This window comes from Paenibacillus sp. FSL R10-2796 (genome assembly GCF_037965315.1).
In the GTDB taxonomy this organism is placed as follows: domain Bacteria; phylum Bacillota; class Bacilli; order Paenibacillales; family Paenibacillaceae; genus Paenibacillus_AQ; species Paenibacillus_AQ odorifer.
On the sequence record NZ_CP150178.1, the window covers coordinates 1,124,545 to 1,148,807 of the forward strand.

Genomic DNA, 24,263 nt, shown 5'->3' on the forward strand with positions numbered 1-24,263 from the left:
TCCGGTTTTCGGTGTGATTGTGCACATGATTATACCATGTCGATGGATCGTAGACTATTTTTTAATCATCAAGCGGCAGAGACAGCACGAAGGTGCAGCCTTTGTCTGAGTGCTCCTCAAGCACGAGGCTTCCGTTCATAGATTCGGCCAACAGACGGCTGAAGGTTAGGCCGAGTCCTAGACCACGCAGTGTGCTCTGCTTATCGCTGCCCCGGAAGAAGGCTTCGAAGACATGCTCACTATGATTGGATGAGATGCCAAGCCCATTATCTTGAACACGGATTTCGGCAAAGCCATGACCTTGCTGCTCCAGCAGGTCTATCGTAAGCTGCACCTTTCGATCCGGAGCTTTGGCTTGTACGCTGTTATTAAGTAGATTGACGATAATCTGCTGGATACGAAGAGAGTCCCCACGCAAAAATAAGGGATTGATCGGCATATGGAGCACTGGTTCAGCAACATCTTCCGCCTGTGTCAGTTTCCATTGATATACGATTTCTGATAGTAGTGGTACGGCATCGAGTCGGTCGTGACGAACGGAAACCATTCCTGCAGTCAGGGCATTGTAATCCAGAAGGTCGGCTACCATTCGCTGCAACCGCCCAGCCTCCAGCAGGGCAATATCCAGAAATTCCACAGCTTCATCACCTTCAACGACCCCTTCGCGGACGGCATGCACCAGGCCTTTAATAGAGGTTACGGGTGTTTTCAACTCATGGGAGACTCCGGCCAGCATTACGGCTCGAGACTGCTCAAATTGCTGTAACTTGCCTGCCATCTCTTCAAAAGACATCATCAGCTCATGAATTTCCCGCTCTTTAGCATCCTTATCTAGAACGATATCATAACGGCCATGGCTGATTTGAGCCGCTGCCTCGACTACCTTCTGAATGGGTTTTGCCAGTTTACGAGATAAGAGGTAAATGGTTAGCCAACTTAAGATGATTAGAAACAGCAGCAGTATGGAGAAAAATATGATCTCCTCCTGTGGAATATGCCGCAGTGATTTTTTGGATTGCAGGACAATAACCTGTCCCAGTGTTTTGTCATCCGAATTTATGGGAGCCACAGCAGCTTTGAACTCCGGACTGCGGGAGTCGTTCAAGCTATCATTTAGCTTATATCTCATTTCCTTGTCAGTTAGAGGTGGCAGGGAGAATAGCATTTGACCTTGTTGATCAGTAATGATCACGCACATCTCTATGGTTAACTTGAAAAACCGCTTCCGGTCTTCGATCAGTTTTTCGAGATTTTGGCTGATTTCAATGGAGCCTTCCATATTTAAGCTGCGATCTGCAATCTCCTGTGCCAAAAGCCCCGCAGTCTGCAGACGATTGCTCATAGCCTCCTGACGGATCCACCATAATGTAGCTAAAGCTGTGAGGAGCAGGCCTACACTAATAATGAGCAGATAACGTATCGTCCAGTAAGAAAGGATAGAGGTACGTTTGGCGTTGTTTCTCTTTAAGTTGTCCATAATTGATATCCCGTCCCCCTTAGGGTACGGATTTCCCCCTCACTAGTAGGCCAGTGCGACAACGCTTGGCGTAGTCTTTTGATCGACAAATCTACCGCCCGGTCGCTTCCTTCATAATCCATTTCCCATACAAATTCTATTAATTGCTCACGCGTACAAATCTGATTAGGTCTTTCAGCGAGAAATAACAGCACTGACATATCCCGAGGACTAAGACTCAGCTCAGCCCCATTTAAAAAGACAGCACGTGCTGTGAAGTCGATAAACAAACTGCCATAATGCCGTTTACGGCTGCCATCAGACCACTGCGAGGGACGGCGTAAGACAGCGTTCACGCGTGCTACCACCTCCTCGGGAATAAAAGGTTTAGACATATAATCATCCGCACCACCGTCGAGGCCGGCTAGCCGGTCATTGATCCCATCTCTTGCCGTCAGCATGATCACAGGGCAGCTGCTTTTTTCACGGATGAGCTTAAGCAGTTCAAAGCCGTCCATGTTTGGCAGCATGATGTCTAGTAATACTAATGAAGGAGGAGATATAGCAAAAGACTCCAGCGCAGCGCGTCCATCGGCTACACGGGTGACTTGAAAGCCTGCTTTTTTCAGATAAGCACTGAGGACCCTAGAGATGGCTTCTTCATCTTCTACAACAAGAATGGATTTCGTCAAATTGGAGTACCTCCAGTCCATAAAATTTACGACAAGTTTAACACATCATAGCCCGTTCTGCTCTGACTTCTTCCCGACATATTGCTTTGTTAGAATGAGGGACGAGCTTGAAAGCATACAGAAATTATGAATATTGGAGGGAACAGGATGAAGAGAAAAAGAATAGCCTTGATCGCTGCAGGAGTTATTATCGTAGGAGTAGTCACAGGTTATACATTACTGGATAAATCGCTGGGCAATAATGTAGAGATCGAGTCCGTGATTCCAAATCAAGCAACAACAGCAGATGCTGGAGAGACAACAAATAACACTGGAGCATCAGCAGGGGTGGCGGTCACAGCCGAACAATTAAACGGGGATTGGACCCTTGGGGAAACCTCTAAAGTCTATTGGTCAGTGACGACCTCTAAAGAAACAGTAAACTTCGTAGACAACAAAGTTCAGGGTACCTGGAAGGTAAATATAGAGGATTCTACTTCGATGGCCGGGGAAGGGACAGTGGATATGAGCGCTCTGGATTCTGGCAATAGCCAACGGGACGAGCATGTAAAAGGAGAGGATTTTCTATCCGTAACGGAATTTCCACAATCCACGTTTGTAGTGAAGTCATTTTCGGAGCTGCCGGCAGAATGGACTGAAGGAGCAACTGTGCCTGTTGAAATGCAGGGGACGCTTACCGTAAAAGGAGTAGAAAAGGACGTCACCTTTCAGTCGCAAGCGGCGTATAGCGGGGGACAGTTGATGCTGTCGGGAACGACAACAGTGGCCTTTTCTGACTTTGGTCTAAGCAATCCCCACACCGTTGTACTGGATACAGAAAATAATCTTGAGGTTCGCTTGGAGCTTGTGCTGACAAAATAGTAGCTCTTTCGTAAGGATAACGCTGCTGTGAAATTTATAGAGAGACTGTACTGAAGAGATTTTCCCAGGCCGTGTTGGCGTTTGGGAGAGTCTCTTTGGTTTGGAATGAATTGTATGTTTTAATAGTAGTATCTGTCGAATAACTAGCAATAGTGGAGGTGTTCTTTGTGATCAAGGTGGCGGCAGCAATTATACATAATGAAGAAGGGCAGATTCTTATTGCCCGGCGGCGGCAAGGTAAATTGCAGGCAGGTCTGTGGGAATTTCCTGGTGGCAAAATAGAGCAGGATGAGAGCATCGCAGAGTGTCTGCAAAGAGAGCTTCAGGAAGAGATGGGGATCACAATCCTTCCCTATGAGAGCTTTGGCATCAACGAGCATAACTATGGAGAGATAAAGATCCAATTGATTGCTTGGAAAGCGCGGTATCAGGGAGGTGTAATTGATCTGGTGGATCACGACGAACATAGGTGGGTGCTTCCGGCTGAACTGGATCAGTTCATGTTTGCTCCGGCAGATCTTCCTTTTGTAGAACGTCTAGTGATGGAATCAAAGCCGGATTGAAGGGAGATATAATATAATATAGAAGAAAGGAAGAGCTTAAATGCCTGTATATGAAAAGCTAGTGCGTGACGGCATCCCCGATTTGATAGCTTCTCAAGGTAAAGATTTTAACACAAGGATATTAGAGTCCAAAGAATACATAACTGAACTACGTAAAAAATTGCAAGAAGAGTCGAAGGAATATTTTCAGGCAGTAAGTGATGAAGAAGCTCTGGAGGAGCTTGCCGATATGATGGAAGTGATTCAGGCTCTGGCGGAGACACACGGGAGCAATAGCGTGGAGCTGGAGAAGCAACGTGCAGAGAAAGCTAAACGTCGCGGTGGATTTAAGAAGGGGATATATCTGATTGAAGTGGAAGGAGAATAACGGGGGAGATTATTTTTCCGCACAAGGAGGGTAAAACGTTGTTCAAAACCAAACTGACGATGATCTTAAGCAGTGTGGTGGCCTTGATTCCTGTAGCTATTTATTTATTCCTTTATTCCAAAATGCCAGATACCGTGCCGATTCATTATGATGGGAACATGGCTGATCGATTTGTAAGTAAAGCTAGTCTGGAGGTTATTTTGCAAAGCGGGCTGGGTTGTTTAGGATTCGTAATCATGAAGCTTTTACAATTCCTTTTGCAAAAAGCGTTTATTCAAAGCTCTAACGAGCACTCAGCGGCCTTGAGCAAGATCTGGAATATTGCTATTTTGGTGGTGACGGTGGTGTTTGCTGGCATCAGTTCCTATACATTCATTAGAATGGTCTGATAGAATTAAAGAGACTTAGCAGAAGGATTAGGAGGAACATGCAAATGAAAATGGACAACGCTTACAAGGTGAGATGGGGAATTATTAGCACAGGCTGGATTGCTCATCAATTTGTTACTGATTTGGCGCATGCCAGTAATGGTGTGGCTTATGCCGTTGGGTCAAGATCTCAGGAAAGTGCCGATGAATTTGCTAAAAATCATGGGATTCCGCATGCCTATGCAACCTATGAGGAATTGCTGAATGACCCGAATGTAGACGCGGTATATATTGGAACGCCGCATCCTTTTCACAAAGAAAATGCTTTAATGGCGCTGCGTGCAGGCAAAGCTGTCCTGTGTGAGAAACCTTTTACCGTAAACAGCGGTGAATTGGAAGAAGTTGTGGCCTATGCTAGAGCACATAAGTTATTCCTGATGGAGGCAATGTGGAGTCGCTACATCCCGGCGATTGTGAAGGTTAGAGAATGGATTGCTGAGGGTAGAATCGGTGATGTTCGTTTGGTGAAGGCAGACCTAGGGTTTCGTACCGACTGGAACCCGGAAGGCAGATTGCTGAATCCGAAGCTGGGCGGGGGGGCGCTGCTGGATGTGGGGATTTATCCGGTTTCTTTTGCCTCCATGGTGTTTGGACCTCATCCTGAGTCTATTTCCAGCACAGTGCACATAGGTGAGACTGGAGTGGACGAGCATTTCTCGATGCTGTTGTCATATGGTAACGGGAAAACCGCTTCGTTGAACGGTGGTATTCGTCTTAACATGTTGGAGGAAGCGCATGTGTTTGGCACAGAAGGCCGTATTATTGTAGAGGGTACATTAGTGAACCCGAAATCGGCTGCGCTTTATATAGGAGATGAGAAGATAGAGAGCTTTGCAGATGACCGAGCTTCTATTGGATATTGTTTTGAAGCGGAGGAAGTAGGACGTTGTCTTCAGGCAGGGCTTACAGAGAGTCCGGTGATGACATTGGATGAATCGTTAGCGATTCTGAAACTGCTGGATCAAGTCCGTGCACAGTGGGGGCTTAAATACCCTGGAGAGTAATTAAAATATAAATTAAACACCCCTCGGCGCAGTGCTACACAAGTAGCTCCGAGGGGTGTTGTTATATTAACTAAGCTGCTCTAGTTCTGATTATTGGCGTTTTTGCCTGCCTGGACCCAGCCGGCCACTTCAACGGTACGCTTCGCTTGATGAAAAACAGCGTCACGGATCCGATCCTGATCTTCGATCATTTTACCGTCTCCATCTACACTGACACTTGTTCCGTAAGGGTTGCCTCCCGCACCGAATGTGACTGGATCGGTATAACCGGGTGCTGCAACAATGGCTCCCCAGTGATACATCGACGTATAGAGTGCCAAAATCGTAGCTTCTTGTCCACCATGCGGGTTCTGTGCTGAGCTCATGGCGCTGACGACTTTGTTTACTGTTAGTCCTTTGCCCCAAATGCCACCGGTTGTATCAATGAACTGCTTCATCTGGGAAGCAATGTTACCGTAACGGGTTGGGGAACTGAAAATAATCGCATCCGCTTCGACTATATCGTCGGGTGTGGCGACTGGGATATCTTTTGTTTTTTCAGCTAGGGCTTTCATGGCTGGATTTGCTTGAATTTTGTCCTCGGGGACCAGTTCCTGCACCTTCAGCAGTTTTACCTCAGCTCCTGCTTTTTCTGCGCTTTCCGCGGCCCATTGTGCTAGCTGGTAGTTAGTTCCTGTGGCACTGTAGTAGATGACAGCTAATTTGATTTTTGACATGCTGTAGTCATTCCCTTCGAGTGTAGTTCCATACTATTAATTACCCTAAAGGGGTCTTTATAACCCAGAATGAAATCAATCTATTCGAACTGGACAGACAGATGTCCACTTTGCCTGTGTATACTAAGTTCAATCACAGGAAATGAGGGAGAATGGATGAATACTTATTTTGTAGAGAAAGCAAAAATGACCTTGGCGGGGGTTAGCATACGCACAACTAATGAAGCAGAAATGGGACCTGATGGAGGTTTGTCGCAGCTGTGGGAAACTTATTTTCAGAGTAATATTGCGGGGCAGATAGCTACGGTAAATTCTGAGTATATCTATGCTTTGTATACGGATTATGAGAGTGATGCGAGCGGAGCGTATACCGTTGTGATCGGGCATGAAGTAGCTGAGGAGAGACATATAGAGGGAAGGCAGCTAGAGGAAGGCGAGCTAGAGGAAAGCGAACTAGAGGAAAGCAAGCTAGAGGCAAACGAGCTAGAGGAAAGCGAACTAGTGGAAAACCAGTTCACCTATGCGGCTGTACCGGAGAGCAAATACATGGTTTTTAAGACGAAAAAAGGTCCGGTATTTGAAGTAGTCGCGCAAGCGTGGGGGGAGATTTGGGCGTACTTTAAGGAGTCTGGGGAGGTAAGAACTTACACGGGGGATTTTGAGATTTATGATTCACGGAATTTCGACCCTGCTGACACGCAGGTTGAGATTTATATTGCGATTGAATAGATAGGGGAAGGATGGTTTTGTGTGCTTAGTGGGTTAAGTGCTTAAGCGGGAGATTTTTTAGGGAAAAGTGTTATAGGAAGTGTTATAGAAAAGTGTTTAAAGGGATGTGTTTTAAAGGGAAAAAGGGATTTAAGGGAGTTGCTTCTGATAGTAGTATCAAGCAGCTTGCGAGAGAAAGGGGGGCTGCCGAGAGGTAGTCCCTATTTTTGCTGACGTGCTAGGTACCGGGGAGAAGGGTTACTTGACGGTGGAAGAGAATATAAACAGCTTAAAATTCTCGGGATGTGTTGTTAATCCTTGCTGAGGCTTGCATTTAGGCAGACGGGGGGAGACATAAGAAAAGCCCTAGAGTATATATACTTAACTAATGTGTCTGCGGAAAAATATACGATAAAAATCCCGTAGATTTGCTGGATTGGGTAGAAGTGGCGGGGATGTACGGTAAAAATCCCGTAGATTTGCTGGATTGGGCAGAAGTGGCGGGGATGTACGGTAAAAATCCCGTAGATTTGCTGGATTGGGCTCAAGTGGCGAGAATGAACGGTAAAAATCCCGTAGATTTGCTGGATTGGGCAGAAGTGGCGGGGATGTACGGTAAAAATCCCGTAGATTTGCTGGGTTGGGCCAAAGTGGCGGAAATGTACGGTAAAAATACTCTACATCAGCTGCATAACGTCGAATTAGTCAGAAATAAGAGCAAAAGTGCCCTACATTAGCGGTATCGAGCCAAAGTAGCAAGAAAGAGAGGCAAAAGTGCTCTACATTAGCCGCCCCGAGCTAAAGTAGCAAGAAAGAGAGGCGAAATTGCTCTACATTAGCCGCCCCGAGCCAAAGTAGCAATAAAGAGAGACAAAAATGCCCTACATTAGCGGCAAACGCCGCTTGGACCTAGTCAAAGTTAGTTTGATGGAGGAGCTATTGGAGTGGGTATTGTTAATGGAGTTAATGCACTTTTGGAACTGATCCAGTTGGTGAAACTAACGGAGTTGATAGAGCTAATGTAACTATAGAAGTTAATGTAGTCGGCAAAGCTAGTTAGTTAAGCAAATGTGGTTGATGGAACTGAGATAATTGGTGAAGCTGCTGTAGTTCATGTAGTTCATGTAGTTCATGTAGTTCATGTAGTTCATGTAGTTCATGGAACTCATTGAGTCGGCGGATCCGATAGAGTTGAGTAGAGATGACCAATTAGCCAACACACAAATATACAGAAATGGAGAATGCCAAATGGGAATACAATTTACCGCTATACTACCTGTACATGAAGAGTTTATTCTTCGGCAGCATCTTTTTTTCGTAGGGTCGGCGCCGCTTTCAGAAGATGGGCATGTTAACCTTTCGCCGAAGGGACATGATTGTTTTCGGATATTGTCTCCTAATCAGGTGGCTTATCTAGACATGACTGGCAGCGGTAATGAGACGAGCGCGCATCTGCTGGAAAATGGAAGAGTGACGGTTATGTTTTGTGCGTTTGAGGGGCCGCCTAATATTTTAAGACTGTATGGAACAGGGGCTGTGATTTTGCCTGAATCAGCAGAATGGGAAACACTGTCCCCATTGTTTACATCTCTGCCTGGAGCTAGACAGATCATTTTGATAGATGTTCATAAAGTACAGACTTCCTGCGGATTTTCGGTCCCATTCATGAGTTATGAGGGTGAGCGGGATACGTTGCAGCGTTGGTCTATCCAAAAGGGTGAGGCAGGGCTGAGAGAATATAGACAAGAGAAAAACACAAAGAGTATAGACGGGCTACCCACACCTCTTGGACAAAAAAACTGACCAGACAGGAGTTCCCATTCTCATGGTCAGCAGAAGGAGCGTACTATCCGTAGGGATTGTTTACCCAAGTCGTTCAAAGTTGTCTGCTTCGTATATGTACACCCAAGTCGCTATAGTTGCTTGACTACCATTATAAATGTTCACTAGTTGGATACAGTGTATGCTATAAACCAGTACATTCGATCTCATTAGGCAAAGTAATATGCTAATCGAACGCAACAAGTAATCCCGTAATCGAAAAAATGAAGGACATAAGGGTGACGATTCATTTGGCATCCCATTGGAGGGTTTTTTAGAGTGTCTTTCCCTATTTAATAGTCTATTAAACTTATTGCTTTTACTGTTATTTCTATCATCGCATGCTCGTTTATTTAAACTTATAATGAAGGCGATGGGATGGGCTGCTTTTCCATCTATCATCGTTTACATTCTCATGTAGAAGTTATTTTACGTAGATTAATAAACGGACAAAGGAGATACAGCATGCTGCCATCACTCACATTTCTTAATCGTCAATTAGAGGGAATTTTACGCAATAAATTTGCACAGGGGCATCAAACCTCGGGTTATTTAGCCAAGCTGGAACAGCTTCCCGCAAGCTATGATGCCTATCTGGAATTCGCTCATAGCTTGGTTGCCATCCCAATGAGGGAAGATTGGCCTTACTATGAACCAAACGATTTACAAGAGATATGGCAGGAATGCGATCCGGCACGACCTTTAGGCCAGGTCGGCATCTTGAATCTTAAGGATAGCTCCAAGCGTGTGGAGGCGGGATTCCTCGCTTCAGTCTGTGGTTCAATGCTAGGCAAACCGATTGAGGTAAACCCCAGCTTCTCGGAATTGCGTAAAGCTTTAACTTCTGTAGGGGAATGGCCACTGAATGATTACATTTCTGATGAAGTTCTCCATGCTTTAGATCGTCGACATTGGTCTTGGTTTGAGACGACGCGGGGGCGAATTCGTTATGTGGCACCTGATGATGATATCAATTACACATTAATGGGTATGATGGCGTTAGAACAATTTGGCGATGGTTTTACGAAAAGAAATTTAAGAGATTTATGGATAAATCATCTTCCGATAAGTACTACTTGGGGGCCGGAGAGGACCATCTTGCTTCGATCGGGGATTAGCTATCTGGAGCATGATAGAGAACTATTCAATCATTCTGAAATAGAGGCTTGGCCCGACTTCATGGTGCAAGATACAGAACTATGCGGAGCAGCGATTCGCGCAGATGCTTACGGTTATGCCTGCCCCGGTCAACCCGCTCTTGCCGCTGAGCTAGCTTGGCGTGATGCAAGTTTTACACATCGCCGGACGGGGATCTACGCCACGATGTTCATCGCCGCTGCGATTGCAGTTGCGCAAGTACTGCGCGATCCTATTAAAATAATAAGTACTGCACTGCAATTCGTACCTAGAAGGAGCCGATTCTATGAGATTACTCAGGATTGCCTGCAGAGGGTAGCGAATGCAGATAACTGGCTGGAAGCTTATCAGAGCATTAACCATAAGTATGCAAATTATAGTCACTGTCAGGTTTATCAGGAAATAGGTACCTTAATTAATACATTTCGATTTGCAGACAATGTCGGTGACGGGATATGCAAGCAGGTGATGCAAGGCAACGATACGGATAGTTTTGGAGCAACAGCAGGCTCTCTGCTCGGGGTTTATTTCGGTTCTGACAGCCTGGAAACAAGATGGCTTGAGCCTTTCCAAGACCGGATTCATACGGGATTATCTAATTTTCATGAGCAAAAGCTATCCCGTTTGGCTGAGCGGATGGGGCGTTTGCCAGAGCTGTTGCATACTCACCAACATCGAATTGAACCCAGCGAGCTCTATGTAAACGAGAACACCGATTTAAACCTTTGAATTTGATTTCACCAAAAAAATGGTTAAGATATCTGTTACTACGGTTCACAATTTTATTTCCTTGGAGTGTTTGTGGGACCTATATAGAAGTGCTTTAGAAATTAAAAGTTCCAATTGAGTAGCTGAGTAAAAGTCACCGTGCTTAATGCAATACGACATTATCCCGTAACAGGTTACTTTTTGATTTTTTTCATCTATCCATAGACTGCTAGTACATGGAAAAAAGACACCAACCCCCGGTTAGTGTCTTTTTGTCTAGCAACAGGTACTGCTAACAATGGCAAATTTGCTTGAAGATGTTACATCAAACGTAGATCACATAAGGGATGATGCGTAACCAATGGTGTGAAAGCGTCTAGAGCAGATTACTTGAAAGTTCAATGGTTTGTTAAAAACATCCGCAATAGGTAAATTAACGAGACTTAGACTACAGGATAATTACGAATGATTAACGAGCTATGTGATCTTCATGGCATTACGTACCTATTAACCATCGAAGCGCTGTCCAACGCTAGTTGCTATAAGTGGTGGAGCTTACAGGATCGTCGAGCCGACACAAAGACAAGGTTATCCCGTATGCCGTATCCCGTATCCTGTATCCCAAATCCCTACCACCCAAAGCTCATGCTACCCACGGATTCCACTATAAACACAGGCACATATTGCTCGCCCATGTCTGTTCCAACGAGCTCATATCCATTCTGATATTGGCCACTAATTAACGCGTTACCTGTAACGGAACCCACTTCTCCTTGGAGCAAAATATAAATCCCATCCGAGTAAGCAAGACTATTGCCGAAGTTATCTACGATGATCTCACAATGAAAAGAGACCTTTTCAAAAGGATGAGTGGTCAGATCCGCAGCTGAGATTACGGCATACTCCTGAACAATCTCCGCGAATTGATAGATGCCGTCTACTTTACGGTAAAGTGCCGTTTGCCCGTCAACACCGTCTCCAAGATCCGCATTAGGCACGAGAATAGAGTCATCGGACTGCAGTTCATAACTATCGCCAGCTATTGAAAATAACTGCGAAATACCATTTGATTTCATCTCATACGCTGTGAAAAGGGTGCGTCCACCTTCAACCTCAGATTGGGCTAAAACCACAGGTACACCTGAAGAGGTTGCCAACTGTTCATTAAAAGTAAGACTGCGCAGACTCTCGAAGCGTGGCAAGCTGTTTCCGGTTAATGTGACCACATTGTCGTCGTTATTCATCGTGGCATAATAGAGCACGCCACTGTTATCCGTCCCGGCGACGATCACTTTTGTACCTAATAGTCCTTTGCGGGAGATGACGTTGTCGTATTTGTTTTGCTCTTCACCGCCAGGAAGGAGGCGAACAGGCTCTGCAATATTCCAGGCCAGCCTAGCAGCGGCAATGTTTGTCGAAGTATCTTCTAGCGGAGCAAGCTCTCCGTATAATTGTATCGCTTCAGCATATTGACCTTTAGTTGTCAGACGTTTGGCGTTTTTTAGTAGCTTAGCCTTACTAGTATCGATCAAAGTCAGCACCTTGGATGACGTGATGCCTGCCGATCCTGCAAAATTACGATAAGCTACAGCATGCCCAGCAAAAGCTGTGATATTGTCACCTTCAAGATCTTTGTTCAGGATGATCTTCCCGCTGCTTTCTGCTTGTTGAAGTACCCAAGGAGCTTCGTAATTATGCTGGCTATAAGCACTCAACAGGGACAGGGTGCTTTCCAGCATGCCGGTAAAGTTTCCTGCTCCTGCTAAGGATTTTAATATAGCTGTGTCATGGCTTTTAAACTTTGAGGCTAGTAAATCCTCTTTGGAAGCTGCACTTCCATAATAAGCATCAGGAATCTGCAAAAGATTCCATTTGAAGTTCTCTTCATTACTCACCCCTCCGCTCTGGTTCTGGGCAAGATCGGCAAGGAACTGCTCCTTAAACTGACGGAAATAAGAGGTGAACTGGTCTGAAATGCCTGAGGCCGACGATAACTGGCGATAATAGGATTCATAGGGACCGCCTGGCTTCATATATGTAGCTTTTAAACTGAGCAGAGCTTGATAGCTTTTCATAAATCCGGCAAAATCCTTAGTCGCTGCTTCCTCCTTAGTAGAGGCTACCAAATCATTCAGAACTTTGCGGATGTCTGTGATTGGAGCTAATTCATCCAGACGTTTTGCGACTCTTTCTTCCTGGTAATCAATGGAATAGTTGGCCGCTGCTTGACGGTACTGATCCTCTGCATTAATCAGATCCCCGGCAGCGTAGAGACGGTCGGCTTCTTTGGTGATTTGTATTTTATCTGCGATGAGAAAAACCTTCTGTCCAAGCAGCACAAGCATGCATATACACAAAATGATCATAAAGTTTCGCAGGGTTATTAATTGTTTGAACGTCATATAGAGTAGCCTCTTTTTTCAAAATATAAGAAAGCCTAAGAAAGTATAAGTTTCACGGTATACAACATCCTTATATTTCTTTGAGAAACGGTTGGTTGTCATCAATAAGGATGTTTGCTTTATATTGGTTCATCTTAGCTTTCAGGTCTATTGGACCTCCGGGTCCCAGCGGTATTTGGCTTCACGAATGTCAGCTACCCTGAGGTCTAAGCCGTTCCAAGGTTCATCGGGATTCGCAGCAATGAGTTTGGACAACCGCATAAAACGGTCCTTGGGCAGATCTTGCACGTATCGGCCAATCATATTGGAGTAGAGCAGGGCATAACGCTTCATTCTTACCGCCGCTCCTGCAACGCTCGTAAGGATGGTTAAGCCGTTAGCCATCTGGCGAATCTCCACTTCATAGTTCTTCACGTAGCGTAGTGTACGATCCTTAATGAGATCGGGACGGACTTTAGCGATCTCGCCGATATATTCGGCTAGCAGTGGTTCGAAGTCTTTTAGAAGAAGCTGCTCCAGTTCTAGATCCATATCCTTGCGGAGTAAAAATCCATGCAGCAAAGCCACTCGCTGCCGCGCGATCCGGTCGCCGCGAAGCAGGATGGAGAGCTCGCGCAGCTTCTCATAGGCAAGAACATCATCCTCACGGAGTACGGAGACAGCTTCCTGACGGTTGACCTCCAGCCCTTCCTTGATGATGCCGATCCCACGACCAAGCAGCTCATTGAGAGAACGAAGATTCTCGTTCTGCCTTACTTTTCGCTGCGTATAGTACAATAGTCCAGCAAGCACAAGACCCCCGGCACCACACAATATCATTTGTTGGATGCTATTTCCAAAATAGACAGAGGCTAGTGTGAGCAGTAAGATGAATAGTAGGCGGGTATGCATCTTCCGTCTGGCTAGTGATGCTGCGTGCTGCTCTACAGCAATAAGTGAGGCTCTGCCACATTTGCCACAGCGGTCTTCGCCAAGAGCGGTATACCGCCCGCAGTGGCGACAGATGCGCAGCTTGTCATAAGCGTAACGCGGGGCCTTGAAAGGCCGGAAGGTAACGGGTCTTTTCTTATTCACGGCCTTTATCGCCTCCGTTCAAAGCGGCTAGCAGTCGATCGTTAATATCATCACGTGTCAGTGGTTTGCGCTGATGTGCGGCATAAATGGAAATCTGAATTACGGCAATTAGGAACGTAATCCCAAGAATGACGTATGAAATCATGGAACAATCCTTTCTCATGGACGCTCTGCAGTCCAGATGGCTTTTAGAATGATAATCTTCTATGCATCAATGCACTGGGTCCGGCGGTCCTAAAGTTGAAGTTTACAAGGTTTAATTATATCATAATGGCATGCTATTTACAGATTTTAGCGATAGTGCTGAACCTGTCATATGTGCCTAATATAACACAAGAGGAGCCCTATTTATGCTTCGTAAATATCAAAGTATTAGAACAACCAAGACTCTCTTTCTACGTATCTTTCCGGCATTGCTCCTGGCTCTTTGTCTAGCTGCCTCGCCTTTTGCAGCTGTTAAGGCCTATGCGGCAACGTCGGCGCAATCTCACATTGACGCTGTGCTTCTTATTGATGTCAGCAACTCCATGAAGACTAGTGACAAGAACAAAATCGCCAACGAAGCGATGAAAATGTTCATAGATATGTTATCCACCCAAGGTGATAAAGTAGGTATTGTTGCCTATACCGACAAGGTGCAACGGGAAAAGGCCCTGCTGCAAATTAGCTCGGAGAGCGATAAGCAGGATTTGAAGGATTTTATTGATGGTTTGGACCGAGGAGCTTACACCGATATCGCTATTGGCGTAGAGGAAGCTGTAAAGGTTCTGCAGAATGGAAGTGACCCTTCCCATGAGCCTATCATTGTAATGCTCGCTGACGGCAATAACGATTTCAACAAAGCGACAGGCCGGACGCAAAGTGAATCAGATAAAGAGCTGAAGGCGGCCGTAGAGGTTGCCAAAAAAAATGGCTATCCCATCTATACCATTGGACTTAATGCAGATGGCAAGCTGAATAAACAAAGCCTCGCCGACCTGTCCAACGAGACGGGTGGTAAAGCATTTTCGACGGACTCAGCAGACGATCTGCCGCAAATCCTGAGTGAGATTTTTGCCAGCCATTTGAAGCTGAAGGTAGTGCCTGTGCAGTCGATTACTGCAAATGGCGATTATCAGGACGTGACCGTCAACGTGCCTAACGGCAGTGTTTTGGAAGCCAATATCTCAATTATGTCTTCACAGCCTGTGACAGCGAAATTAACGGACCCGTCAGGGAAAGAAGTTGCGATCCCCTCAAACAATGTCCTGCTGTCCAAGTCTTCTACTTATAGCTTGATTAAGCTACTGTCACCGCAGGAAGGAGATTGGAAACTTCAGGTTAAAGGTGTGCCAAAGGATAAGATTGATATTAATCTAGTCTTTAACTATGACCTGGAGCTTAAGATCGATGCGCTGCCATCAGCAACCTATAAAAAGGGTGATAAAATCGACATCACCTCCCATCTGTTCAGCAACGGTACTCAGGTAACACTCAGTAATTTGTATCAAGATATGAAGGCGGTACTGCTTGCTACAGATATTGATACAGGTGATGTGCAAGAAATCGAACTGGATAACTCCGGAGCTGTCTTCAAGGGTACATTTGAGGTAAAAGAAAGCCATAACTACGAGTTGAAGGTACGGGCAGAGGAAAGCAGCTTTTATCGGGAAAGTGCACCTGTCCAGATCAGCGCGAAGACAGGCGGAGCAGCAACAACAGCACCTTCTACAGGGACTGGCAACGAAGAACCCCTGAAGGAAGCCTCATCCAAAACCCTGTATTACATTATAGGGGGCATTCTTTTAGTGCTGGCAGCGGGTGCAGCATGGTATGTGCTGAATAAGAAATCGGCACGTGGTTTTGTTGGACAGCTGGTAGTAGAGGTTAAAGACAGCAATACGGGTGAGAAGACCTACCCACAATATAAGAAGCTTGCAGGCTTCAAGGGCAAGTTCACCCTTCATCAGCTGCTGCAATTGGCGCCTGAACTGAAGGAGAGCGAAACTGTTATTTTCACACCGGCTAAGAATGACCGATTGCTGTTACGCAGCGGAGAAGGTGTTACTGTGGAGAGATCCGGACGTGCTGCGGATGCTTCGCGTGGTCTTGAACTGAAGAGTGGGGACCGCGTTTCAGTATCTCTACAGACGGTAGATAAGACGATTTATCTGGAATATTTAGTATAGTAGGCAATGGCAATGTATGCCGCAGAAACAGTTTTGCTGCAAGATATCTGAAGTACAGCTTCCGCAAAACTTTTAGGAGGATAAGCATATGAAACCAGTAGTAAGAGAGCATATACAGCAGTTGGATGTATCACTAGGCGGCGGGATTGTCAGCGATAAAATCAGGGTGGATACGATTGATAATCCGATCCTGATCATTGGACTAGGCGGCACGGGCATTGATGCCCTGCTGCGTCTTAAATATCAGATTAACCGCCGCTTTAAGCTGCCGGAGGATCCGATATCCAAGAAGAAACGGGACAAGCCGGATAATGTGGAATTTCTAGCTTTTGAGACGAATGAACAGGATCGTGGAAAAAAATACAAAGGCATTGGGCTGGACCCGCAAAATGAATTTGTACTGTTGGCGAATGCCGAAATCGGCGGATTGTTGCAGAACCGCAGTATCCTCGATTCCTATATTACGGATTGGCTGTCACCTGAGCTGAGTATTACAGATGGTATGAATGGTGCTGCTGGTGTGCGGCAGGCTGGACGTCTGCTTTTGTTCACCAAGATTAATCAGGTTGTAGGCGCGATTGATAAGAAGATCAAGACGTTATCCGTAGGCACTAACAAAAAGCTGATGGTCTTTCTCCTGACAGGTCTGTCGGGCGGTACAGGCAGTGGGGCTTTCTTGGATATTGCCTATATCGTGCGCGGTATTATTGAACGTGACTATGGATCAGCTGGTATTGACCGTGTGAACACGCTGGGGTACCTCTTTACACCTGACGTGAATTTATCTAATAAAAGTCTAAGCGAGCACACGCGTGAATATATTCGCAAGAACGGTTATGCAGCGCTAAAAGAGCTGGATTACTGGATGAATGTGGACAGTCGTGGTGAGCGGTTCCAGCAGCAATACGGTAATATTTTGACGGTAAATTCACCGCTGCCTCCATTTAATCTATGTCATTTGATCTCTGCAACGAATACCGAGGGTAAGCTGCTGGAGAATGCGTACGATTACTGTATGAACGTAACGGCGGAGAACATCACGAACTTTATGGCGAGTGAAGAAAAACAGTCTGGTGAAGAATTCGCCATCCATGACTATATCAGTAATATTCGCACCAACATTGCGCAGATGAACAAGACCTACCCAGCTAACTATGAATACAACATTATCGGTGCCTCGTCCGCTGTGCTTCCGATTGAGGAAATGACGACTTACCTGGCTTTCCGCTTGTTTGATAAAATGGAAAAAATGTTCCAGCAGGCGCCAGGTCAAGAGGATGTAGAGAAATTCGCACGTAAGCTTGGAATTGATCTCGACAGTATGATCAAGACGTTTGAATCCCGTGTGCCTGAGCCGTTGCCAGGCTACGAGAACAGCGAACGCTTGAGCCATGCCAATGTTGTTAAGAATCAAGTGGTAAGCATGGATACAGAGCTGGAGCAGAACTTCCTGGCTCGTGCCCGTGAAGAATATATCAAATCGAAAAAGCAGCTGCCTGGCGAAATTGTGGGACGTTTCAGTGAAGAGCTGGAGCGCATCTTCCTGCATCCAGAGCAAGGGCCGTTCTACGTTTCCCGCTTGCTGTATACCGAGAAGGGCTTCTGTATTTTGAAGCTGATTCAGTCTTATATTGAGGCTTTACGTGAAAGCTTGTTGCGTTTGCCACGTGATATTGAGACGGCGCAGGACAGTGCGGATGAGAAGCTGAGCGATGCCCGCAGTGCTTTTGTCTCCAAAGAGAAGAAGAAAAATGCCTATATTGAGGCTAAAATCAATGAGTATTGGCTGCACGCCGATGTAGAACGCACTGAGCAAATGATTCAATTTTACGAGGACTTATATGAGCTCTTAAATGATGAGAACAGCCGGATTTACGGTGTGTTTACAGAGATTCTTAGTGCGCTTAGCTCGATTTTTGCCAAGAACGGGGACATCCTTATCAATGGCGAAGAGCAGGCAGACTATAAAGGAAACAAAACTTATTATTGGAACATTGTGAACGTGCCGGATATTTCGGCGACCATCTCCAAGATTATGGATCAGAAGGACGGCGACGACCTGATTCGTGACTTCACCCGTGAAATGCTGAAGCATTCCGGACGTTGGGTCAAAGAGCAGGAGATTGATATCGTTCGCTCAATTTCGGAATTCCTTAGCGATAAGTTTGGGGATCTGATTACCCGTTCGATGGAGGATTTCCTTGTGATGAAATTCGGCCATGAAGAGCCGCTGGATAAATTCGTTGAGCGGATTATTGCCGGTAAATTGGACGAAGAGGCTGTGCCTACCTTCCACCTTAGCAATAGCTCAGGCAGCTTACATTTCCCATCATGGGGTTTCGTTTCCGTGCCTGTTAAAGCGCCGGGTATCCTAAAAGGGATTCGTAATTATCAGAATAATGCGCTTGGCAAATCGCAATTTACGATCAAGGAAAGCCAAGTGAAAAATCGTATTTTCTGGCTTAATACACGTAATGGTGTGCCACTTTTCGTATACACGCCGCTGCGGGTGTTTGAAGAGAACTATGAGCGGACCATTCTCGACAAGGAAGGGATCGGTCGCCATCTCGTGATGACGGATAAGAACAACTGGACGTACCTGCCTTCTCCGATTCCAGAAAAATCATGGGGCGACACTTACGTCAATTCTCGTGTACGTGATTATAACGCTAGAGTGCGTGCAGACTTTGCAAAAGCGCTGGCAAGTGGAGTCATTATTGAAAAAGGTGTAGATGAGAACACAAGTAACAGATATTCTGTTGTGTTCACCAAACCTTTTGATCTGGACGCCATTTTGAACGGTTTCGATATGCAGCTGCAATCTACACGCCCAAATCTCGGTGAAGTGAAGAAGGCGGTTGATGAGCTGAAGAGCCTGCGTGAGAAGGGCTTGGAGCGGGAAGGCCTTAAAGATATCTTTGGCAGCATCAACAAGGACATGGCGCAGGAGAATCTCATTCGTTCACCGCAGCTGATTTCACGTGTTCGTGTGGAGCTGGCTAAATATGCTGAACTGACTGCCAAAGCCGCTGAGCTTGAAGGTGTGCTTCATCAATATCTGGACGAAGATAAGTGGATGGATCAGTTCATTGAAGCTTTGTATACGGACAGCATTATCAAAAAAGGCGCACTCTACGTTTATGACCGTGATGAAGAAGAGGACGCTTGGGAGCCGTTTGCTAATTTGATGAAAGAGCGCAGCTACGTAGAGTATGCCGTGTATCGGCACTTCCGGGAGCTGGATGAGAAGAGCCGCAGCGTACTGCTGCGTAAGGCAGCACGTCGTGCAGGTGAAATGACTGCCGCTGAAGACGTTACCCCGCTGCTCTATAAGCTGGAAGGACTGTATGTATCATTCCTGGAAGCACGCGATAGCTTGGAGTACGAACGGGTAGAGTATGAGAGCGGCGATGAGATGTACGGATTCTACAAGAGCATGACTAGCAAGCTCGGCAGTATCCGCAGAAAGTTGAAATAGGCCTATGATCAAAACACAGGCATTATCTTATGGTGAACAATATGCGGTACAGGAAGAGGCACAGCGCAGCAAAGGGGATGGACGCAGCAGCATCCATTACCCTGCCCTGTTTCTGTTCGTAGGCGACAAGGTTGCTCCGGCCATCGGTCCGGTGCTGGATAGCTGCGAACGAAAATGGGATAACGCCGGCGGTGTTATGGCATTACATGCTGTGTCAGGTGCGGCAAAAGAAGGAATAGACGGAAGTATAAGTGGATCTGTTGCGGGAGGAAAAGACCGGGTGCTGGCCATGGCCTTGCCGGAAACGGCAGGGTCAGATCCACGCACTGTGCGTCATGAACTTTACCGCAAGTTTCATGAGGATACACGTTATCTTGCTGAAATGAATAAAGTTATCCGGCGGCTGAGCAACAGTATAGCGGATTATGGACGTCTATATTCATCTTTTGACGTCATCCATCTCTCTATCATTACGCGGGTTGATGATCCGCTTAATGTATTGCTGCCGGAAATTACACTGTTGGCTCGTGCTGTACTCGGCCAGTCCTTTAAGTCCGTACAGACAGATCTCTACGCTCTGATCAATGAGCGGGAGCAAGGGGATAATTTTGGATATTCCAGCTCAGTAGGGCTGGCTTTTCTGCGTGAATTGGACAGAATGCAAGCTACGGACTATAAGTTTAATGCGCCGTTACTTGTGACGGAAGACGGTCTGTCGATTCCAGTTGCCCATGGTCCTTCCGCATTATTTGACCTTGTGTATCTGCTCTCCGATAAGAATGAGCGCGGTATGATGTCTGCACACGGTATGGATGACAACTACGAGATTATTTCTCATATTAGTCTGCTCAAAAATCGGGTCCGCCCGGCTTCTGATCAGGCTACTGGTCATGGCGGATATAACAATATGACCTTCAAAAGCGGCATCAGGGGCAGCACTGGAAGACAAGGCTACGCCTCTGCTGGCTTTTCCGGGGTAAGAAGACCTAATGTTCAAATTGCTTTGGCGGTGCTGTATCATGCGTTTCGGCGGCTTGTCTCCGATATGCGTGAGGGCAGTTCGTGGACTATACGTGAACGGCAGGCGTTGTTAGGGCTGGACCCTGACAGCTTGCGGGAACACGCGGTACACCTACTTCCGGAGAAAGACGGCCTGAATGAAATGACGGGGTTAATGAGTCACGGACGCCCTACCTATAATGAACTGAAGCAGCTGTCACTTCGTGAAGCTGAACGGCAGTTGTTCGGTGACGGGGGCGAAGCTTATTTCCGCAATAACTTTGTGGCAGAGTCAAACCGGAGAGTAGAGGGAATGAATCCATTACGCCAATGGCGCACTATGCTGGCGGCACAGGAAACATCTACGCCAGCGGTAAGCTTTTATCAGCTTGCGGAGTGGACGGCAGATCGTGATGAAGCCGGAAGTGTGCTCCATCTTTTACGTCAGCATATGGCAGGCCTGCGTTCCGCGATTCTCTCCATGCAGGAGGAGCTTGAGGACCTTTACGCAGAAAGCGTGGAGCGCCAGCCGTTCCAGCGTGTGCCGCTTTTTGATAAAAGAACAGTACGTAACTTCATTCATTATTTATTCTCAGCCGTATATGGCAAAAAATATGAACTATTGGGCCTAGAAAGTGAGCTTGCCCTATGCAGTCGTTTGGAATCTGCACTTGAGCAGCTTCATATGGAAAGTATGGCCCGTGTGAAAGCTATGGAGACTTTGGAGGAAGAATTGCGTATTACTGTTATGGACAGCATTGGGCGAACAAACGAAACAACGGGCCAGAACGTAATGGAATACTACCGCGTAGTCACAGAAGAAGTGATGAAGGATATCGAAACCCGGCGTGGACCTGGAATATTCTTCAGTGAGAAGTACATGGGCAGTATCTCCAAGCTCTTAGAACAAGGGAAAGAAGCTGTGATTGAGCGTTTGATTGATATTTGCCGTCGGGAGCTGCTGACAGCAGAACCTTTCAATTTATCTTTTGAGGAAGAGCTTCTGCGGCGTGCAAATGTTGCGGCAGCCTATGAGAATCGTCAGGTTCTATCGAGGGAAGAGCTGTTCAAGCGCTTGTATCATAATTTAGAAGAGTGCGCGGCCATTAATGTTCGGTTATTCGAATATACGCAAGAGCATCGTCATGAGGAGAAATATTTCTTCGGAGACAGTTCATCAGAGTTTCTACGCTACGCCTTTGGAGTAGATGAGACAACCCGGATTTACCGGTTAGGATTCGTGCATGAGCAGCGGAGGAGCGGAGTGGAGAAGCTAAACCTGATGGGCGGCTTTCATTTAGAGGACCTGCTCTATTATCGCAACGGTAAGGTCTATTATGAGACTTATGCTCAGAATGGCTATCAGCTCCATGGGCTGAGTGAAGATCAGCTTCCTGAGATGCGCTGATGGCGTAATAGATAGGTCCCCTCACTTTGAGTCCCTTTATTGCCTTTGTGCAATAGAGTCATCGGATATAACTCTTAATTAGAGTTCCGGGATAGGGACATTTCTCCTTATTTCCACTGCACACTATGCAATAGAATAGAAATAGATGTTTCTCCTATTCCATTCTATTGCACAAAGTGCAATCTGGGGGATGATAACACATCCGGGTAGCCCGTTTATCAGGCAGCATAACCCCCGGAATGTTTAAAGGATAAGAGTACAATTCAGATTTTACCCGGAAAGGAAGTATAACGATGCAGAGAAAAATCAATCTGCTGCTGCTCTTCTTCAGTCTGATCGGCGGCGGGGTCGCCTTTCTTTTTGGCGAATGGCTGCTAAGCTGGTATAACGATCTGCCTTCCATCCTGCTTGTGGGTATTTATTTTGCCATTGTGGCGATGGGAGTCGGTGTAGGCTGCCTGCTTGCAGAGATGATCTCGCCACGACTGAACGGAGCTTCATGGAAGCAGCGCTATCTGGGGTTATCGTGGAAGCTGCTGCCTCTGATGATTGTTCTTGCACTTGGTGTTGGAGCTTTAACGGAGTTTGTTTATGAGCTGAATTTTGGCGGAGCCAGACCAGTTAAGAATGTAGTAATGGCTATCGATGACTCAGGCAGTATGACACAGAGTGATCCCGATAATAGCCGGTATTCCGCAGCAAAAGCGTTAATTACAAAAATGGACACTGACAATAAGGTAGCCGTGGTGACCTTTAACAACGAAGCTGTAGTTGTCCAACCTTTAACGCCACTTTCAAATTCGGAGAATCGTGAGAAGGTGCTGACTGCAATCGATAATCTGCAGCCAACCGAAGGCGGTACGAATATTAGCGGTGCGGTCTCGGAGGCACTCAAGGAGATTGACAGTGACGGCAAAAAAGACCAAGGAGCCATGGTCATCTTGTTGTCTGACGGAGTGAGTAATTTCGATACCACAAGAGAGTTGCAGGCTTATGTAGAGCGCGGCATTGCCGTGAATACCATTGGTCTGGGCTTGAATGATCCAGCAGGCACTCAGCTGTTGCAGGATATTGCGAGAGTGACAGGCGGACACTATTATGATGTCAAGGATTCAGCCCTACTGGGCGATGTGTTCCAGCAGATCTATGACCGTCTGGGAGATCGGACGCTGCTAACTGAGCGCAGTGATTCAACGGCAGACAGTCCTTATTATGCTGCGGTTCGTATTTTGTCACTGATGTTGATGGGAGCTGCGCTTGGATTAGGTCTGGGAATTATGTTTGATAACCGTCATTTGGCTAAAAGCTTTGGGATTGGCGGCGTAATATCAGGCTTGTTCGCAGGACTGATTCTGGAATTTGGACTTAGCGGTGACTCCTTTACAGATAGTCTTATTCGTCTTCTGGCTGTTCTTATATTAGCTGCTATTATTGCATTATTTACAGGCGTCATTCCGGTAGGAGAAGGACGTATTTATCGAAATAGAAGAAACAATAACGCAGCGCCTGCACCAGCATCGGATAACTTTCCGGGTCGGCGCAGAAGCCGGAACAGCAAAGGATTCTAGTGTAGCGGAAAGGGGTTTACAGTAATGAGGTACGCCGAGGTTAATGCTTCCGCTCCGGGAATAACGGATGTGACATCCCAAGTGGATGACCGATTCTGTACGCTGAGATGGCGCTGGCCGGACGGCGTGCAGGCGGTGTACATCCACAAAACCTCCGCAGAAGCGGCTGACATGGGAACCGGAGATGATCCGCCGATCGGGATGAAGCTCTACACTCGTGAGGAATACAAATCTAACAATGGTTATCGTGATCGATTGGATGAGATCGGATTGATATCCTATACGATATTTGCTCGTCTTGCTGAGAACGGTGAGACTGCCCTGGTGAGGCAAAATGATGGTGTGAACCGGGTGATGGTCAGTGCAGGCAAAGCCCGGATCTATTATTCCATTCAACAAAAAAAGGCCTTATTCGGAAAACAAAAGACCGTACATATGGCGATTACGGCAGAAGTGCCCGTGGCACGGGATGTCCTCTGTTATGTCAAGAAACGTGGAGGGCATCCGGCAGGGAAAGAGGATGGTATTCTCTTTCCCTTCGTCCAGGATTTCGCTCCTGGACGCAATGTACTTCCGCCGATTGAAATCGGTAAGGATGATTTTGTACGCATCTTTTTCACCGATGGCAAGAAATATGGGCTTTATTACGAATTGGTACCGGAGTGAGACTTGGTCTACGCGTACAAGCGGGTAATGAGCAGTGCG

Annotated in this window: 20 protein-coding genes; 14 read left to right on the forward strand and 6 right to left on the reverse strand. The window is 46.4% G+C overall.

Annotated elements, in window-relative coordinates; translation table 11 throughout:
* Positions 1 to 61 precede the first annotated feature (61 nt).
* On the reverse strand, positions 62 to 1,477 hold the full coding sequence (locus NST58_RS05005; protein WP_076129601.1) for a HAMP domain-containing sensor histidine kinase: 1,416 nt from the start codon (positions 1,475 to 1,477) through the stop codon (positions 62 to 64).
* Positions 1,465 to 2,148 carry a response regulator transcription factor gene (locus tag NST58_RS05010; RefSeq protein WP_232061150.1) on the reverse strand — a complete coding sequence of 228 codons (684 nt, stop codon included), beginning with the start codon at positions 2,146 to 2,148 and terminating at the stop codon, positions 1,465 to 1,467. Before NST58_RS05010 ends, NST58_RS05005 begins: the two co-directional genes overlap by 13 nt.
* A gap of 147 nt (positions 2,149 to 2,295) precedes the next feature.
* On the opposite strand from NST58_RS05010, the gene NST58_RS05015 reads away from it, so the two are divergent.
* The 5 genes from NST58_RS05015 to NST58_RS05035 all read left to right on the forward strand — a co-directional run bounded on the left by NST58_RS05015 (position 2,296) and on the right by NST58_RS05035 (position 5,371).
* Complete coding sequence (locus tag NST58_RS05015) at positions 2,296 to 3,009, forward strand: YceI family protein (protein ID WP_076194409.1); 714 nt, start codon at positions 2,296 to 2,298, stop codon at positions 3,007 to 3,009.
* A gap of 167 nt (positions 3,010 to 3,176) precedes the next feature.
* On the forward strand, positions 3,177 to 3,572 hold the full coding sequence (mutT, locus tag NST58_RS05020; protein WP_339171578.1) for an 8-oxo-dGTP diphosphatase MutT: 396 nt from the start codon (positions 3,177 to 3,179) through the stop codon (positions 3,570 to 3,572).
* A 40-nt stretch (positions 3,573 to 3,612) separates the two neighbouring features.
* Positions 3,613 to 3,939, forward strand: coding sequence for a nucleoside triphosphate pyrophosphohydrolase (locus tag NST58_RS05025; protein WP_339246559.1), 327 nt, complete (start codon positions 3,613 to 3,615; stop codon positions 3,937 to 3,939).
* A 38-nt stretch (positions 3,940 to 3,977) separates the two neighbouring features.
* Positions 3,978 to 4,328, forward strand: coding sequence for a DUF1648 domain-containing protein (locus tag NST58_RS05030; RefSeq protein WP_081391932.1), 351 nt, complete (start codon positions 3,978 to 3,980; stop codon positions 4,326 to 4,328).
* A 50-nt stretch (positions 4,329 to 4,378) separates the two neighbouring features.
* On the forward strand, positions 4,379 to 5,371 hold the full coding sequence (locus NST58_RS05035) for a Gfo/Idh/MocA family oxidoreductase (RefSeq protein ID WP_076308991.1): 993 nt from the start codon (positions 4,379 to 4,381) through the stop codon (positions 5,369 to 5,371).
* Between the two features lie 80 nt (positions 5,372 to 5,451).
* Here the strand turns inward: NST58_RS05035 and wrbA are convergent, their stop codons facing one another.
* On the reverse strand, positions 5,452 to 6,087 hold the full coding sequence (gene wrbA / locus NST58_RS05040) for an NAD(P)H:quinone oxidoreductase type IV (protein ID WP_076138996.1): 636 nt from the start codon (positions 6,085 to 6,087) through the stop codon (positions 5,452 to 5,454).
* A 156-nt stretch (positions 6,088 to 6,243) separates the two neighbouring features.
* Between wrbA and NST58_RS05045 the strand changes: the two genes are divergently transcribed.
* The 4 genes from NST58_RS05045 to NST58_RS05060 all read left to right on the forward strand — a co-directional run bounded on the left by NST58_RS05045 (position 6,244) and on the right by NST58_RS05060 (position 10,482).
* A complete protein-coding gene (locus tag NST58_RS05045; protein ID WP_339246563.1) occupies positions 6,244 to 6,816 on the forward strand; it encodes an effector binding domain-containing protein in 573 nt (190 codons plus the stop codon).
* Between the two features lie 434 nt (positions 6,817 to 7,250).
* A complete protein-coding gene (locus tag NST58_RS05050; protein WP_280753481.1) occupies positions 7,251 to 7,532 on the forward strand; it encodes a hypothetical protein in 282 nt (93 codons plus the stop codon).
* A 511-nt stretch (positions 7,533 to 8,043) separates the two neighbouring features.
* Positions 8,044 to 8,598, forward strand: coding sequence for a pyridoxamine 5'-phosphate oxidase family protein (locus NST58_RS05055; protein ID WP_076194429.1), 555 nt, complete (start codon positions 8,044 to 8,046; stop codon positions 8,596 to 8,598).
* Positions 8,599 to 9,081: 483 nt separating this feature from the next.
* Complete coding sequence (locus tag NST58_RS05060; protein WP_339246565.1) at positions 9,082 to 10,482, forward strand: ADP-ribosylglycohydrolase family protein; 1,401 nt, start codon at positions 9,082 to 9,084, stop codon at positions 10,480 to 10,482.
* Positions 10,483 to 11,090: 608 nt separating this feature from the next.
* Here the strand turns inward: NST58_RS05060 and NST58_RS05065 are convergent.
* The 3 genes from NST58_RS05065 to NST58_RS05075 form a co-directional block, all read right to left on the reverse strand.
* Positions 11,091 to 12,863 (reverse strand): hypothetical protein, encoded by a 1,773-nt coding sequence (locus tag NST58_RS05065; protein ID WP_339246568.1) that lies wholly within the window; start codon positions 12,861 to 12,863, stop codon positions 11,091 to 11,093.
* Between the two features lie 147 nt (positions 12,864 to 13,010).
* Positions 13,011 to 13,937 carry a hypothetical protein gene (locus NST58_RS05070; RefSeq protein ID WP_076302826.1) on the reverse strand — a complete coding sequence of 309 codons (927 nt, stop codon included), beginning with the start codon at positions 13,935 to 13,937 and terminating at the stop codon, positions 13,011 to 13,013.
* A complete protein-coding gene (locus NST58_RS05075; RefSeq protein ID WP_155986556.1) occupies positions 13,930 to 14,082 on the reverse strand; it encodes a hypothetical protein in 153 nt (50 codons plus the stop codon). The genes NST58_RS05070 and NST58_RS05075 overlap by 8 nt, the downstream gene beginning before the upstream one ends.
* A gap of 205 nt (positions 14,083 to 14,287) precedes the next feature.
* Between NST58_RS05075 and NST58_RS05080 the strand changes: the two genes are divergently transcribed.
* The 5 genes from NST58_RS05080 (at position 14,288) to NST58_RS05100 (ending at position 24,224) form a co-directional block, all read left to right on the forward strand.
* Entirely contained in the window at positions 14,288 to 16,105 is a 1,818-nt protein-coding gene (locus NST58_RS05080; protein ID WP_076185016.1) for a vWA domain-containing protein, read from the forward strand.
* An 88-nt stretch (positions 16,106 to 16,193) separates the two neighbouring features.
* On the forward strand, positions 16,194 to 19,583 hold the full coding sequence (locus tag NST58_RS05085; RefSeq protein WP_076129589.1) for a tubulin-like doman-containing protein: 3,390 nt from the start codon (positions 16,194 to 16,196) through the stop codon (positions 19,581 to 19,583).
* 4 nt (positions 19,584 to 19,587) lie between these two features.
* Positions 19,588 to 21,990: a transcription initiation factor TFIID gene (locus tag NST58_RS05090; RefSeq protein ID WP_339246570.1), complete on the forward strand. Its 2,403-nt coding sequence runs from the start codon at positions 19,588 to 19,590 to the stop codon at positions 21,988 to 21,990.
* 293 nt (positions 21,991 to 22,283) lie between these two features.
* Positions 22,284 to 23,558: a VWA domain-containing protein gene (locus NST58_RS05095; RefSeq protein WP_339246573.1), complete on the forward strand. Its 1,275-nt coding sequence runs from the start codon at positions 22,284 to 22,286 to the stop codon at positions 23,556 to 23,558.
* Positions 23,559 to 23,582: 24 nt separating this feature from the next.
* Positions 23,583 to 24,224, forward strand: a complete 642-nt coding sequence (locus NST58_RS05100) for a beta-mannanase (protein ID WP_076099551.1) — start codon at positions 23,583 to 23,585, stop codon at positions 24,222 to 24,224.
* Positions 24,225 to 24,263 lie beyond the last annotated feature (39 nt).